Raw genomic sequence first — 12,574 nt, 5'->3', positions numbered from 1 at the left:
CTTTCTAATCCTCCACAATCCACGGTTTTACCGACAGGATGCGCGACAGCTGTCCGGGAAGCCGGTCCCACGTCTTGCCGCGGTCGATCGAGCAGAACACCTCTCCGGACGTCGTTCCGAAGTACAGCCCGTACCGATCGAGCGAATCGACCGACATCGCGTCGCGCAGTACGCTCACATGCCGCTTCTCCTCCGGCAGCACGTCGCCGATCGGCTCCCAGCGATCGCTCCCCTTCGGCATTCCGTAGACGAGCAGCCTGCCGCCTTTCATCGAACGCTGCTCGCTGCTCTCGAGCGGAACGAGAAATAAATCGCCGTTTGGCGCGACGCTGATCGGAAACCCGAAAGGCGCGTCATCGCCTTTCAACGTTAACCCGTCTTCAATCGGAAACCAGTTGTCGCCGCCGTCGACCGTCTTGAATACGCCCCCGTGCTCCTGCATATAGAGCGTGTCCGGATCGTGCGGATCGATCGCCATCTTGTGAATGCAGTACCCGATTTCTTCGTAAGGCTGCCCGGTCGGGACCCGCGCAAGTCCTTTATTGCACGTTTGCCATGTTTCTCCTCCGTCGTCCGTGCGGAACACGCCGACCGCGGACATCGCTACCCACATCCGGCGCGGATTTTCCGGGTGGATTATAATCGTGTGCAAGCACATTCCGCCGGCGCCCGGGAACCAGCCGGGCCGGGTCGGATGCTTCGTCAAACCGTCCAGCTCCACCCATGTCGTCCCCCGGTCGCGGCTTACAAACAATCCCGCTTCCTCGGCTCCCGCGAAGTAAGTGTCCTGCTCCGCGCCGGGAATCAACTGCCATATCCGATTTAACGAAAATCCGCTTTCCTTGCTGTAAGCCGGCCCGTGCTCGATTTGCGTCCATGTCTCTCCGAAATCGTCGGATACCCGAATCGTTGCGCCATACGCCGCATGAGACGTTCCGGCGAAAATCCGGTGCCCGTGCCGGCTGTCCCCCAACAAGCTGTATGCTTCCCATCCAGACAAGAAAGGACCGTGCAAATTCCAAAGGCGCCGCTCCAAATCGGAAGTGTAGTAGAACACCCCTTTGTTCGTGCCGACGAGCAAAACAACCCGTTTACCCATGCTTCTTCTTCCTCCTCTTATCAATCAACGATTTTGCCGAAAATCCCGCACGGCCCCGATGGGAGCGTTTACACTTTTCCGGACGCATTGTCCTATGGATTCTACATTTTGGAAATAAACCCTGCCGTTTAATGAAACTTTATTTTTCGGTTTGCTCGCCCCCGACTTTATTCGATTAAAATCACCTTACGGTCATCATTGATCCGTCTCCTGGGGATCAACTATATGCTATTTCCCGTGCGCACACTCTCCCCAAGTCTCAGATCTTCCGTTCCTTCGTTAACTCTCCCATTGCTTCCGTATCGCGCTCTCCCATTGGTTTTGTATTCTCTTGCGAACACTATCCCTTCGGCTCATATTTGAATTTTATCCCTATTATGAATTGATATGCAAACACTTGTTTGGTATAATGAGAATGAAATGATTCGTTTGGTGGTGACTGATCATGGTTTCTACTGAAGCCAACGTCGTTGAACCGGTTTTTTCGGAAGAGGATTGTATCGATTTCTTCTTCTCCAAGAAGTGGCCGAACGGATTTCGTTGTCCGCAGTGCGGGCATTCCCGTTACTATACGATTCGTACTCGCAGACTTCCACTTTATCAGTGTCATAATTGCCAGCACCAAACCACTCTTACCGTCGGTACCGTCATGGAACGAAGCCGCACTCCGTTGTATAAATGGCGCATCGCCTTTCATCTTTTTTCGCAACCGGAAGGCGTGAGCGCCGTTCATCTCTCCGAGATTATCTCTGTTACATATAAGACAGCATGGGAAATGCTCAAGAAGCTCCGACTTGCCCTCAGCGACAAGGATACACAGCGTCCGCTCACCGGCAGGGTTCGTGCAGGAGTCAGCATCTATGGGAAAAGAACGCTTCAGCCGTTTTACCGCCACCCGAAAGAACGTCCGGTGATGGTGAGCGCTTCTTTTCAAGCGGATGGACAACCTTCATACGTCAAACTAAAAATGATTGCTGATGAGCACATGCCAGGGAAAAGAACGTTGCTTTATTCGGGAGAAGTTGCGTTCACGAAGCAACACGTGCAGCCCGGCACCTTTGACGTGCGATTTCTGAAGCGAAGCTAGTTTCATGATACGCCTCTGCCTCGCATCTTTGATCAGGCCAAGAAGTGGATCGATCGTACGTTCCACGGAATAGGCATCACTTATTTGCAAGCCTATTGGGACGAGTTTTGTTTTCGCCTCAATCAGTCCAATCGCAAGGAATCGGTCATGGAAGCTCTATGCGCAATCTGTATGTCCTCTTCGGCGCAAAGAACCCAGATCCTGGATTTTTCCGCATTTCCTGCGTGAGTAAAGATCCTGGCTTTTTCCGCATTTCCTGCGTGAGCAAAGATCCTGGCTTTTTCCGCATTTCCTGCATGAGTAAAGATCCTGGCTTTTTCCGCATTTCCTGCGTGAGTAAAGATCCTGGCTTTTTCCGCATTTCCTGCGTGAGCAAAGATCCTGGCTTTTTCCGCATTTCCTGCATGAGTAAAGATCCTGGCTTTTTCCGCATTTCCTGCGTGAGTAAAGATCCTGGCTTTTTCCGCATTTCTTTGCGTGGCAAAGATCCTGGCTTTTTCCGCATTTCTTTGCGTGGCAAAGATCCTGGCCTTTCCGCACTTCTTGCGTTTTTGCCGCGGCCTTTGCCATTTTCTGAACGAGAGGGATAGTGCACGCAAGGGTTGCAAAGGGCAAGGATGTCAGTAGAGGAAAGTGCCTCTCATGGCTACAAGTGTCTCCGTAAGGAAAGTGGCCGCATGGCTACAAGTGTCTCCGTAAAGGAAAGTGCCCGCATGGCTACAAGTGTGTCCGTAAAGGAAAGCCCGCATGGCTACAAGTGTGTCCGTAAAGGAAAGTGCCCGCATGGCTACAAGTGTGTCCGTAAAGGAAAGTGTCCGGATTGCTACAAGGATGTCCATAGAGGAAATTGCCCGATTTCAGTAGAGGGATTGTTTCCGTATAGTGTAGTTTTAGGTGAGAGCTGTGACCCAAGTTGCGATATTCGGAACATCCGGACAGGACCTGGATAAGAAGGCATGCAATAGAGGTCATAGCTGCATCCGACAATCCGATTTTTCTGAACCAAAGGGATAGTGCTCAAAAAGGGAGTTCGAGACAAGGTTGTCGCGCGAGTAACATACCATGGAAACCACAAGGAAGGGATTGTACCTAGAAAAAGGCAACCTGTTCAGGCTGCCCTTCAGCTTCGTGTAATGTATCCCCATTCACCTTACAAACTAACTGCGATACCGGTCAACGCGACGCCGAAAGCTGCCAATGAAACGGCGAGGTGCGGCGCAAATCGCACCCGTTGCCGCCGGCACCGCCAAATGTTGACAAACAGCCGGACGGCAAAGTACAAGGTCAAAGCGTTCGCTCCCCACCCGAGCCAAAGCGTCCATACTGCGCCGCCGACACCCTGAGCCGCATAATGGTGGGAATGCGCCCCGATTCCCGCCGCGCCGGCAGCTCCGGCCGCCGCCATGACGGCAGCCAAGTGGATGCCGTGAAGCGATAAAGATAAGACGGCGGAAATCATTGATGGCAGTGCGTCTTTCCATCTCATGGGCTGCAAGCGTGTTTGCCGCCGCAGTGCCCCGCACCCGCAGCCGCAGGTTTAACGGAAGGCGGAACGTCGATCCCCGGATTCGCATTGAAGAAGCCGACCGGTTTCAACATGAAGCCGATGTAGTGCGCCGGCATGACCGGCCAATCTTCAGGGCGCGGAATGTGGTTATGTCCCATCGTGTACCAGAGCACGACATCGGTATTCGCGAGCGGACGGTCGGCTTCCGTCCATACCGCCAAACCGTCGTCACCGGCGCTTTGATTCGGATACTGCCCGCCCGCGTGCATTTCCTTCCGGTTGTACGGCGTTACCCAAACGTGGTTCGTAATAAACCCGGCGCGCTTGAGCAAGCTCGATTTCGGGCCGGCCATCGGCGCGCAATTCTCACCGGTCATTAATTTGTAAGAAACCGGCTGTCCCATCTCGTTCAACGACTGTTCATTGACGACTTTCCAATACCTCGCCGTGGACAAATCGATGTTTCGCTTCGCGTTCGATTCCCGGTCGAGCAGCGTCGATTCCGCATAGAACGCGTTCCCCCACGGATTGTGTTCCCCTTCCGTCTCCGGAACCGTATTGACCTCGTATACTGAGTTGTTCTGCCCGTCCACCATCATATCGAGCCTCATATTGAAAAAATGCTGGTGATTCGGCGCATACAGCTGCGGAGCGACAAGGGTTCCGTACTTCGGCTTCTCGTCCGGCATAAATCCTCCCGTAGACAATATGCCGGTCAGCTTCACTTCGAACTGGATCGTTCCGTCCTGATAGAAGTACCAGAAAAACCCGTACTCGTAATTCGCCACCGTGGAAATCGAAGAGATGACCAGGCGGCGCGAACGGCGAACCTCCACGTCGTTCGTCCGCCAATCCGTATGCTTCCACAGGATTCCGTAATCCTCTTCATGCATGCATATCGCATTCTTTATTTTCATAATTTCGCCGCGGCTGTTCGTCATGACGGCGTCGAAATATTGGATATGCCCGACGCAATCGCAGCCGTACTCCAAGCTGTTGGCCAACGCGCCAATGCCGTACTCTCCCGCGTCGAACGCATTTTTCGTATATTGGGTCGGGCCCGGATCTCCGTACGGAACCACCATTTCCGAAAGCGACGCCCGGTACAGGACGGGACGCTTCTTCCCGTTATCCAAATAATTGACCGTATGTATCACGAGGCCTTCCCGCGGGTTGAAGCCGAAGCGGAAATTCCATTTTTGCCAGTTGACCTCGTGACCTTCGAATGTAAAGCTCGGCCCCTCCGGCTGTGTAATTTCGAGAGGCTTTATATCTTCGCGAAGGCTGCCTACCCGGTCGGGGCTGTAGTTTCCGGCATTGGGAGGCAGCGGCACCACACCGTAATCCTCCACCCGAATGACTTCCATCATGTTCAAATCGACAACGGCGATGACGCCTTCGATCGGGCGGGCGTAACCGTTGTCCGTCGGATCGCTTCTCACCCAGCTTAATGTGCGGGACAAGCGGGTCGTCTCTTCCTCGCTTCTGCCGAAGTTGCCCGCAGACCAAGGGTCCACCATTACCAAATCGAGATCGGTAATGCCTCTTTTGGCAATGGCCTCCCGGAACTCGGGGCTCGCTTTCACCGCCGCCTCGCATTCCTCAAATTCGTCGAGCATGATGTTCGGATGAGCGCCGGGAATATATTCCCAGGATGTGACCGCATTTCTGGTCAAAGATACGATAGCCTCATAGCAATTCCCGTCGGCGTTATCCAACAGCACAAGGAACGCTTCCCGCTCGAACGGCTCATCATCTTCATAAGCAAGAACAACCGATTTTTCCGGCTCGTGGAGCGCAACCGATACAAATCGCACCCGCGGTCCAAGCTTGCCGCTCTCGCGCACGATGCGGACGGCCTGTTTAAGCTCCGCTTCGGATAACGGCTCCAATGGGTGAATAACGCTGCTCATCAACATTTCGGCTTCATTGACGCTCATCGGCGGCGGCCTCCTTTTCCATATTAAACAGATTCAATCTTGCTTTGTACTTGCGGCACGGACATATATGCGAGGCCGGGCTTCTCCTCCGGAGCGGAAATCCGGGAGGCTTCCACCTTCCTCTTCAGCTCCGGATACTTCGCCACGCTGTCGGCAAAGCTATGATTTTCATGACGCACGGTGTAAGCGATAAAACCGATAAACAGCGCGACCGCCGCTATAAAAATAAACCATACCCCGAACGAATTCGGGCCGAACGTATAATAAGCTTCCGCACCTTCCCATGTCGTAATCGGACTTGTATTCATTTTGCATTCTCCTCCCTAATTGTTAATTGCCGGCCGTTTCAGGCCGCAGCGCCGGACTCCCTTGATAAGACGGACCGCTTTCCGGCGTCGGCGGAATCCCTTCCGGATAAGCGGAGCCGGGAATTTCCACGATATCGAGTCCCAACCGCTCGATTTCCGGCGGGATGCGCAGCGCGTTCATCTGCTTCAATATCCACGAAACCCCATACCCCGGAACAAATCCAAGCGCGATCATAACGGCGGCGCCGACGAGCTGGCCGAGCATGGAAATCTGCGGACCCGCAACGTTCGGGTATCCGGAGGCGAACAATCCGACGGCGAGCACGCCCCATACTCCAACAAAGCCGTGAACCGTTACCGCGCCGACGGGATCGTCAATTTTGTTTTGCTCAAGCCAGGAGCCGATCATTGGGCCGATCATGCCTCCGATTGCCCCGATAATAAAGGCGAGACCCGGATAATAAAGATCAAGGCCGGCCCCGACGGAAATGAATCCTGCGAGTCCGCCGGAAATCGTCCAGAGCGGGTCGCTCTTCGAAGTCAAATACGCTCCGATAATGCCGCCCGCAAAGCCCATCAAAGCGTTAAAAGCGAACGCGGACAAAGTCATCGGCGTGCCGTAAATCGTAATCCAATCGCTGCCCACCATGAAAATCGCGCAGCCTCCCAGGAAACCGAAGAAACCGAAGAAGATGAGCATCAAACCCAAAAACACATTCGGCATGTTATGACCGGGGATAGGCAGCGGTTTGCCGGAGCCGTCATATTTTCCGATCCTCGGCCCGAGATTGATGAGGACACCAAGCGCGAAAAACCCGGCAATCGTATGGACGACACCCGATGCCGCCGTGTCATGGTAACCGAGCCGGGTAAGCATCCAGCCTGAGCCGTGCCACCCCCAAGCCGCACCCAAAATCCATACCGCAGACCCCAACACCGTTGCCAAAATGAGGAACGCGCTCATCCGCACCCTTTCAATAATCGATCCGGAAAGAATGGATGCCGTCGTTGCCGCAAACAGAGCGAAGGCTCCCCAAAACACGCCGCTGGCATGGTCCGCCATATTCGGCCCCATATTGGCGCTCCAAGGCAGCGCGCCCAAGGCCAAACTATCCGTTCTTGGGACGAAGCCGTCCGGGAAGGCGTTATAAATCCACCACCCTACGAAGAAGAAAGACGGGATGATGACCGCCAGCGTCAACAAATTTTTCATTGCCGAGGCGAGCACGTTCTTTACACGGGATATTCCGACCTCCAACACGAGAAATCCGGCATGAATGGCAAACATGATGGCGATGCACCACCAATAAAACACCTCGACATTCATTGTTCCGTGAAGTTCAAATGCTTCTTTCAGCTCCTCCATCCCATCCGCTCCTCTTCACGAGTTTTATGTAGATTTTCTTAACGCAAATTTTGCTTGCCCCTATTCCTCCAGCCGAGCTCACTCGATATTTCCCGCGCCGTTCTTATCGCTTGAAAGCTGATTTCCGAAATTTTGCGCGGGGTAAACCGGCTGGCCGGACCCGCCACGCTGATCCCTCCGATCACCCTGTTGTCGAAAGAAAAGATCGGCGCCGCGATACCTGTCGTGCTTTCCGTCGCTTCGCCCGTAGTCACCGAATAACCGAGCCGCCTTATGCTACGCAAGTCCTCCATCACCAGTTCATAACTTAACGGCTTTAAACACGGCACCCGGCTCCAGTCCGTCTTGGCGAGAAGCTGCTGCTGCGTCTTCTCCGGCAAGTATGCCAGGATAATCCTGTTTGAAGCCCCCACGCACAGCGGAAGACGCAGACCGATCGGCTCCGATACGCGCAATATTTGCGGCGAATCCACGGCGTCCACATATACTCCCTCGTCCTCGCACCGCATCGACAAATATACGCTTTCTTGCGTTTTGGCCGCCAATTGCTCCATGAAAGGCCGGGCGACCGCGCGAAACGAAAGATTGTTCCAGACAAGAAAGCCGAACTCCAAGAAAGCAAACCCGAGCCTGTACTTCTTCGTTTCTTTGTCCTTCTGGACAAACCCGTGCTTCTTCAAGGAATTGAGGAGACGGTGCGCGCTCTGCACCGGTATTTCAAGCTCCCGGCTAATTTGTGTCGCGCTTAACTCTTTCTCCTCTCCCGACGGGCTTAAAGCGTGTAATATTTTTACTGCCTTATCGAGAACATCCGACATACACCTACCTCCATTGCGTCATGTATGCGTCACATCAATCTCGACATCCCGTTATATTTGTTATATTTATTATCATTATACTTACATATAACTCGCCACATTTTCAATTGTATTTTCCCGAAGAATGAGAACTCGCTACATTTTTCTCTGTCGTATAGCACATACTGAAATGGAACAATTTACAAGGAGGTTGCAAAGTGAACATACAACGTGCAAAAGAGATCGCGGATTCCCCGGTAATGGCCAACGTCACTTACGAAGGGATGCCGATCTACATCCAACACGTGGACGAGGAGCATGAGACGGCGAGAATTTTCCCGCTCAATCAACCGGAGAACGAACAAGAAGTTCCTTTGAACACTTTAACAGAGCATTAGATGCAGAAAACGGGCTGCCCCAAAAGCAGACGGTAGATCATATCTACCGAAGGGGCAGCCCGCCGGTTTGCGGGTAAAGCATATAAGAAACCATTCAGGCACCAAGAAATCGTTGAAAATACCACATCAGCCCGACAAGGACTTGCCCCGCGGTCAGTCCCAAAGTCACGCTGTGCGCCAGAGTGAACGCCGTGACCACTTTTACTATGTCCGCAATTTTTTGGCCCCCAAGATCAATGCGATAACAAATAAAATATGATCGTAGCCATTACAACGATTCCCGTACGTACACCTTCCCCTAGTGTCAGACGGTCCGATCCTCAGTTGTTGCTCTCCCCGAATTCGCGTTTCGGCTTCTCTTGCGCACATTCTCCCCGTAGCTCATATATTGTAAATCTGCCCCTGTAATCATTTTAAAAGCGAACATGTTTGGTATAATCCGACATCCGGTTGCTGAAGCGAACCTGGTTTCATTCCACGCCACTGCCTCGTATCTTTGAAGAGGCCAAGAGGTTGATCGCCGGCATCACTTATTTGCAAGCGTATTGGGACGAGTTGTGCTTTCGCCTCTTTTTCTGAACTAAAGTCCTTTGCCAGTTTTCTGAACGAAAGGGATAGTGCCCGCAAGAGAGTTAGTTGGGAAGGAGCGGCGGCCATATTGCTCTGGAGCATGGGGATAGGACCTGCAAAGTGGGGTCGAAAATAGAGGTCATAGACCAATCGGTCAATCGGTTTATCTGAATTACGGGTATAGTGCTCATAAAGAGTTCGAAAGGGGACTGCCTCCCCTTATATTTACAATTTTATCAACATCCACTCACTCACTGCTTGAATGCTGATCCTATAACCAGTAAAATATGGTAAACATCCATTATTCTTGTTCAATTATATATTAATTTTTACTGGAGGAACGCAAATTGAAAGACACCGGCATGATCCGTAAATTAGATAATCTAGGTCGCGTTGTAATACCGAAAGAATTGCGGGATGTGTTGGAGATCGATATTAACGATCCCATTGAATTTTTTTCCGACGGCAAAATCATTATGCTTCGAAAACATTACGGAGTGGCTTGCCGCTTCTGTTCCAACGCCGATCACCTTACTATGTTTAAGGGCTTCTTCCTGTGCAAAGAGTGCCTAGACGAAGCTAAGAGAGAGATCGGACAGCAATTGGAGCAGCTCGCTTCAGATCAAGTCGCCGCAACGAAAGAGCACCCCGGCGCCGACACGACGCCCAGCCGGCAAAGAAAATCCCAGCACCACGATCGAATCAAAACACTTATTAGCGAGCAGCCGAATCTTACTCAGAAAAAAATTTCGGAGATGCTGGGAATAAGCCAACCGAGAGTTCATCAAATACTCAAAGAAATACGGCGCGAAGCCAAATAAGAAATTGAAGTAAATTCGTGGAAGATAGACAACGGCTAGAGGAAGCTTTTGAACCTCTTGTCAATTCGTTCCGCAACGAGCGTCCAGCCAATTCACAACATCCTGCATGACTTCCTCGCGGTTGACCTCATTCAGCATTTCATGACGTCCTTGCGGGTACAGCTTGCAAGTCACATCTTTTATACCGATATTCACGAACGTTCTGAACAACTCGAGAACGCCTTTGCCGTTCTTGCCGAGCGGATCCCGGTCTCCTGACATGAGATGGACGGGCAGCCGCTTCGGAATGTTCCGCAGCAGCTCCGGCTTGTAGTTGTCTCTTTGCCAGCGGAACAGCTCATAATAAAATTCCGCCGTAACGACCGCGCCGCAATACGGATCGGCGATGTATTTGTCCACTTCGTCCGGATCGGCGCTCAACCAGTCGAAGTCGGTTCTGGCGGGACGGAAAGCGTTGTTGTACTGCCCGAACACCAACGCGTTAAGCAGCTTGCTGCGGCTATGTTTACCCCGCCTGCGCATCTCGCGTTTGGCCAAGTACACCGCAAGATGAATGAGAGGCCCGACTTTCCCGCTCGTGCCGGAAAAGACGGCGCCTGCGATCGTCTCGCCGTATAAGCAGCAATACCGCTGCGCCAAGAACGACCCCATACTGTGCGCGAACAGAAACACCGGCACGTCCGGATACGCGTCGCGAATGATGCCGTTTAACTGGCGCATATTGTTAACCATCCAGTTGAAGCCGTCTTCGCCGATCACTCCCACATTGTCCGGCTTGCCGGCGGTCATCCCGTGCCCCCTGTGGTCGTTGGCGTACACCACGTATCCGGCCTTCGTCAACATCTCGGCGAACCGTTCGTATCTGGCCGCCGTTTCCACCATGCCATGCGCGAGTTGCACGACTCCTCGAACGGGCGCCTCCGCATCTTCTTCCGGAGACCACTTATACACGAATATATGCGACCCGACCGGATCCTCGAATGTGAAGGTTTCTCTCAACAAAAACAACACCCCCGCTCCCTGTTCTGCAACATAACTATCTCATATTTCGTCTACAGGGGAAAATATATTTTTCGGGGGATTCCTATGAGAAAATGGTCCACAATGTGCTGCATCTGCGTGCTGTTGACCGTCATCACCGGATGCGGAGACGCCTCCGCTCCGATGTTCGGCGGCTTAAAGCCAGAGTATTCCGCCGCCGATGCGGATACAAGAATCGTAACCGCGAACAACCGGTTCGGTCTGAGCTTGTACAAGGAACTGTTTCAGTCCGATGGGGACGAGAATGTGCTCATCTCGCCGTTAAGCATAGCGACCGCCCTGTCCATGACGTACAACGGCGCGGCGGGGAGCACGAAGACAGCGATGGAGGAAGCGCTGCAGCTGAAAGGCTTAACGCTCGATGACATCAACGCCGGGAACCGGATATTAAAATTCGTACTGGAGCACACCGATCCGGACGTGGAGCTGTCGATCGCAAATTCGTTATGGGCAAAAGAAGGCATGGCGTTTCACAAAACGTTCCTTGACAATAACCGAACCTATTACGACGCCGAGGTAACGTCACTTGATCTCACGGCATCCGGCGCACCCGGCAAAATCAATTCGTGGGTGACAGAGAAGACGAAGGGAAAGATCGAGAATATTGTAGAGGGGCCGATCGACCCGTTGACGGTTCTATTTCTGATCAACGCGATCTACTTCAAGGGCGATTGGACCGATCCGTTTCCGGAGAACGCCACGTCGGACGGCGATTTCGTCACGGGTTCCGGAGCTTCGGTCCAGGTACCTATGATGGGCCGAGAGGGAGAATTTGAATATAAGGAGACGGACGGCTATCAAGCTGTGCGCCTGCCTTATGGCAAGGAGACGCTCAGAATGGTCGTTTACGTTCCGAAGGAAAGCTCCGGTCTTGACAGCATGATGTTCGCTCTGCTTGCCGCCGATCCCGGACAGCTTGCGGACGGTTTTGCCAAGACGGAGGGGCATCTGCGCATGCCCCGCTTCAAGCTCGAGTATAAGAGCGCGCTGAACGACGCGTTGGAAGCGCTGGGCATGGGGATCGCTTTCGATTCGGAACAGGCGAATTTCGAGAACATGGCGAACATTCCGCCGAATCTTTACATCGCCAACGTGCTGCATAAGACCTTTATTGAAGTAAACGAGAAAGGCGCGGAAGCGGCCGCGGTCACGTCGGTGGAAGGGAGGGCGGAATCGGCCCCCGCGAACTTCTTCCGAATGGAAGTGAACAGACCTTTCTTCTTTACGATCGAGGACGGCGCGACCGGTTCCATGCTGTTTATGGGCTCGGTTACGAATCCGGCGAAGTGAGACGGGACTCAACTTATGTATATTCGCCGCGAGGCAATGCAATATTCCCGATATGTGAATTACCGTTCAAGTATTCGGCTCAGGTGGTTCTTTATTCTATCTTAACATTATCCTTACATTGAGATAACAAATAGAGTCTATCCTCTAGTAGAATCTAAAAATGCTGGGAGGGAATTTAATGTTGCTCAAGAAATCGCTTAATGTCGCTCTCGCTTTGTCGCTGCTTTTGATTCCCCTGCTGTTGAACGGCGGCAATGCAAAAGCGACTGAAGCGGCAATGCAGGGTGAAGGGAAAGAAAGCTCCGTTAAAGTCATGTCGTACAACATCCATCATGGAGTAGGCGAGGACG

13 protein-coding genes are annotated in these 12,574 nt (G+C 52.6%); 5 read left to right on the top strand and 8 right to left on the bottom strand.

What is annotated here, in order from left to right; genetic code table 11:
• Positions 1–4: 4 nt before the first annotated feature.
• A complete protein-coding gene (locus JET16_RS25180) occupies positions 5–1,099 on the bottom strand; it encodes a WD40/YVTN/BNR-like repeat-containing protein (RefSeq protein WP_199621798.1) in 1,095 nt (364 codons plus the stop codon).
• 445 nt (positions 1,100–1,544) lie between these two features.
• Between JET16_RS25180 and JET16_RS25175 the strand changes: the two genes are divergently transcribed.
• Together JET16_RS25175 and JET16_RS25170 are read left to right on the top strand one after the other, a co-directional pair.
• The gene (locus JET16_RS25175) at positions 1,545–2,186 is read left to right on the top strand and encodes a transposase (RefSeq protein ID WP_199621796.1); all 642 of its coding nucleotides are present in this window, start codon (positions 1,545–1,547) and stop codon (positions 2,184–2,186) included.
• Between the two features lie 158 nt (positions 2,187–2,344).
• On the top strand, positions 2,345–2,776 hold the full coding sequence (locus JET16_RS25170) for a hypothetical protein (protein ID WP_199621795.1): 432 nt from the start codon (positions 2,345–2,347) through the stop codon (positions 2,774–2,776).
• Between the two features lie 560 nt (positions 2,777–3,336).
• On the opposite strand, the gene JET16_RS25165 is transcribed toward JET16_RS25170, so the two are convergent.
• Genes JET16_RS25165 through JET16_RS25145 form a run of 5 tightly spaced genes read right to left on the bottom strand, consistent with a single transcriptional unit; the run spans position 3,337 to position 8,125 of the window.
• The gene (locus tag JET16_RS25165) at positions 3,337–3,681 is read right to left on the bottom strand and encodes a hypothetical protein (protein ID WP_199621794.1); all 345 of its coding nucleotides are present in this window, start codon (positions 3,679–3,681) and stop codon (positions 3,337–3,339) included.
• Complete coding sequence (locus JET16_RS25160; RefSeq protein ID WP_199621793.1) at positions 3,669–5,633, bottom strand: primary-amine oxidase; 1,965 nt, start codon at positions 5,631–5,633, stop codon at positions 3,669–3,671. Before JET16_RS25160 ends, JET16_RS25165 begins: the two co-directional genes overlap by 13 nt.
• 23 nt (positions 5,634–5,656) lie before the next feature.
• A complete protein-coding gene (locus JET16_RS25155; RefSeq protein ID WP_199621792.1) occupies positions 5,657–5,941 on the bottom strand; it encodes a hypothetical protein in 285 nt (94 codons plus the stop codon).
• Between the two features lie 22 nt (positions 5,942–5,963).
• Positions 5,964–7,307, bottom strand: coding sequence for an ammonium transporter (locus JET16_RS25150; RefSeq protein ID WP_199621790.1), 1,344 nt, complete (start codon positions 7,305–7,307; stop codon positions 5,964–5,966).
• A 38-nt stretch (positions 7,308–7,345) separates the two neighbouring features.
• On the bottom strand, positions 7,346–8,125 hold the full coding sequence (locus tag JET16_RS25145; protein ID WP_199621788.1) for an IclR family transcriptional regulator: 780 nt from the start codon (positions 8,123–8,125) through the stop codon (positions 7,346–7,348).
• Between the two features lie 197 nt (positions 8,126–8,322).
• On the opposite strand from JET16_RS25145, the gene JET16_RS30675 reads away from it, so the two are divergent.
• Positions 8,323–8,502 carry a small acid-soluble spore protein H gene (locus tag JET16_RS30675; RefSeq protein ID WP_199621785.1) on the top strand — a complete coding sequence of 60 codons (180 nt, stop codon included), beginning with the start codon at positions 8,323–8,325 and terminating at the stop codon, positions 8,500–8,502.
• A 94-nt stretch (positions 8,503–8,596) separates the two neighbouring features.
• Here the strand turns inward: JET16_RS30675 and JET16_RS31190 are convergent, their stop codons facing one another.
• A complete protein-coding gene (locus JET16_RS31190) occupies positions 8,597–8,719 on the bottom strand; it encodes a hypothetical protein (RefSeq protein ID WP_407673191.1) in 123 nt (40 codons plus the stop codon).
• 700 nt (positions 8,720–9,419) lie between these two features.
• Between JET16_RS31190 and JET16_RS25130 the strand changes: the two genes are divergently transcribed.
• Complete coding sequence (locus JET16_RS25130) at positions 9,420–9,893, top strand: AbrB/MazE/SpoVT family DNA-binding domain-containing protein (RefSeq protein ID WP_199621779.1); 474 nt, start codon at positions 9,420–9,422, stop codon at positions 9,891–9,893.
• Between the two features lie 60 nt (positions 9,894–9,953).
• Here the strand turns inward: JET16_RS25130 and JET16_RS25125 are convergent, their stop codons facing one another.
• Entirely contained in the window at positions 9,954–10,895 is a 942-nt protein-coding gene (locus JET16_RS25125) for an alpha/beta hydrolase (RefSeq protein WP_199622009.1), read from the bottom strand.
• 84 nt (positions 10,896–10,979) lie between these two features.
• Here JET16_RS25125 and JET16_RS25120 point away from each other — a divergent pair, with 84 nt between their 5' ends.
• The gene (locus tag JET16_RS25120) at positions 10,980–12,224 is read left to right on the top strand and encodes a serpin family protein (RefSeq protein WP_199621776.1); all 1,245 of its coding nucleotides are present in this window, start codon (positions 10,980–10,982) and stop codon (positions 12,222–12,224) included.
• The last annotated feature ends 350 nt before the right edge of the window (positions 12,225–12,574 follow it).

It is taken from the genome of Paenibacillus alkalitolerans, assembly GCF_016482785.1.
Taxonomy (GTDB): Bacteria; Bacillota; Bacilli; order Paenibacillales; family YIM-B00363; genus Paenibacillus_AE; species Paenibacillus_AE alkalitolerans.
The sequence above is the reverse complement of the archived record's forward strand: the minus strand, read 5'-3'. Positions and strand labels throughout refer to the sequence as shown.